The sequence below is a fragment of the Pseudomonas sp. GD03903 genome (genome assembly GCF_029840045.1).
Classification (GTDB): domain Bacteria; phylum Pseudomonadota; class Gammaproteobacteria; order Pseudomonadales; family Pseudomonadaceae; genus Pseudomonas; species Pseudomonas pseudonitroreducens.
The window spans coordinates 1-2126 of sequence record NZ_JAOCBT010000055.1 but is presented as its reverse complement, the minus strand read 5'-3'; the positions used below and the strand labels follow the sequence as shown (position 1 = coordinate 2126).

The 2126-nt window shown below is 59.2% G+C and carries 1 protein-coding gene; it reads left to right on the top strand.

Going from position 1 to position 2126, the window contains the following annotated elements; genetic code table 11:
* Positions 1 to 435: 435 nt before the first annotated feature.
* The coding region (locus N5C91_RS31760) for an Ig-like domain-containing protein (protein ID WP_279834492.1) at positions 436 to 2126 on the top strand (1691 nt) is incomplete at its 3' end.

Sequence of the window (2126 nt, the reverse complement as noted above, 5' to 3'; positions counted from 1 at the left end):
GCCGAGCCGGTGGTGCAGTGCAACAGCGGTTCGCGTAGCGAAAAGATCGCCTGCAACGCACCGAACCGCCGCGTGGAGCTGGTGATCCAGGGGACTCAGAACGGTGATTGAGAATGGCTCGGTGGGACATCTCAGGTTATTCATTTTCTGAGCTGTTTCCTGGGAAGCTCAGCCCTTGTCTGGAGTACCCCGCAACCACAAGAAAGCCCGCCGTGAATGGCGGGCTTTCTTGTTTGTGCGGCGCTCGCAGCGAGGCGTGGGAGGCAGCGGTGACTGGTTTTCCGACCATTACAGATAATTATCTGGCTTCACGAGTGTCCTACAACTCTTGGGAATTTATGACGGGTTCCTCGGAAAAGTCCGAATATAAGTTGTGTGGCTGCCAATTCAAGCTAAGCGCTTCGAATACCGTGTTCATCCCGAGGCAGTCTTTACATGTTCATTGAAAAAATCGGCCTGACGGCCGTTACCGAAAATGCAACCACGAAGGTTGCAGTTGCGTCCGGCGGCAAGGTCAAGGCGCAAGCAGGTACCAAGTATTTGATTCAGGCTGGTAACAGTGATGTGGCCCCTGAAAACGTTAGTGTCAAACGTGTCGGCAAGGACCTGCAACTCTTCGCTCGCGGCAGCGAAGAACCTGAACTGGTTATCCAGGACTACTTTGCAGAGGGCATGGATACGCAGCTCTATGGCGTTGCCGAAGATGGCCAGCTCTACTCCTATGTGCAAGCTGGCGGCGAGAGCGCCATGTTGGCTGATGGCGAGCTCGTGCCGCTTACCCTGGGCACGTCCCCGCTGGGTACCGCGCCGCTCGCTTACGGTGCGCTGGAAAGCGCTGGCGGCTCGCTGCTGTGGCCGTTGCTCGCGGGGGCTGCGGGCATTGGCGGAGTGGCTGCGGCCACCAGCAGGAGCAGTGGTAGTAATCATCACGGTCTGCTTTTGCAAAAGCCGGCGAAACTGGCGATCAGCAGCATCACCAACGACAACGATCCGCTTCATCCGAGCAACGTTGCCCATAACGGCCTGACCAACGACTCCACCCCGGTCGTGTCGGGCAGTGGCGCAACGCCGGGCGACATCATCCATGTGCTCGACAATGGCAGCGAGATCGGTAGCACCACAGCCAATTCCGACGGTAGCTGGAGCTTTGTGCCGGATCTGCCGCTGAATGAAGGGTCGCACGACATCATCGTCATTGATGAGGATCCCGCGACCCACGAGAAGAGCGATCCGTCCGATCCTTATACCATCATCGTCGATACGATTGCCCCGGATGTCCCGGCGATCAGCGACGTGGTCAGTGACTTCAGCCCGGGCAATCCGGTCCATGTCGAACCAAACGCTCTGACCAATGACAGCACCCCGGTGATTTCCGGTGTCGGTGCCGAGCCGGGCGATACCATCCACGTGATGGACAATGGCAGCGAGATCGGTACTGCCGTGGTGGATTCCGATGGTAACTGGAGCTTTACCCCTGATTCGCCACTGGCCGATGGCGCGCATGAGCTGAGCGTCAGCGCCGAGGACCCGGCTGGTAACTTGAGCAGTCCATCTGCTCCGTATCCGATCAGCATCGACACGACTCCCGTAGTTGGGAATCTGTGGGTCGACCCTATTGGTGGCGATGACATTATCAGTGCCGCCGATGCGGTCTCTGACCAGACTGTATCGGGCGGCTCCTCCGGCGCACGCGCAGGGGACGTGGTGACCCTGATCATCAATGGCAACCAGTACAGCACGACTGTTGGCGCGGATGGCCGCTGGAGCATTACCGATATTCCAGTCTCCGACCTGATTGACGCCCAGCCGAAGCGAATCCAGGCCGCCCTGCTCGCGACCAACGCGGCTGGTGGTGAAGACTTTGTGTCGACCTTCCACATGTACGCAGTCGACCTTATCCCCCCGAATGCGCCCAGTATCGACGCGGTGGCGAACAACAACGACCCGGAGCACCCGATCGACATCGCCAAGGGCGGTTCGACCAACGACACCACACCGGTTCTTTCCGGTGAAGCCGAGGCGGGCAGCATCGTCCATGTCTACGACAACGGCGTGGAACTGGGCACTACCGTGGCTGACAAGGACGGCGCCTGGACGTACGAAGTCCCGGTCGACAAGGCCCTGGA